General features: G+C 46.6%; 1 protein-coding gene. It reads left to right on the top strand.

Annotated elements, in window-relative coordinates; genetic code table 11:
* Positions 1–268 (top strand): hypothetical protein (locus L9G74_RS24225; RefSeq protein WP_238898660.1); only part of this gene is annotated, 268 nt, incomplete at both ends.

Genomic DNA, 268 nt, shown 5'->3' with positions numbered 1-268 from the left:
AGTCAGCCCGTGCAGCTTGTTCTCCCAAATAAACTTGAAGGCACGCAAGATCCCTTGATCCAGCAACTTTGTTCGGATGTATTCGCTTCACTGAATCGTATCGCTTTACGACAATGTGAGTGCGAGACAGAGCTGCTAAGAGCACAGATTGCTTTGAAGCAAACCAATATTGTTACCTCTGCAAACTGCGGCATTTCACCTGCATCACCAGTCCAGACACCCCGAAGCGAAGAGGACAAACACATCTTTACAAAATTCACTGACGAAC

The organism is Shewanella electrica (assembly GCF_022321485.1).
GTDB lineage: Bacteria > Pseudomonadota > Gammaproteobacteria > Enterobacterales > Shewanellaceae > Shewanella > Shewanella electrica.
The sequence above is the reverse complement of the archived record's forward strand: the minus strand, read 5'-3'. Positions and strand labels throughout refer to the sequence as shown.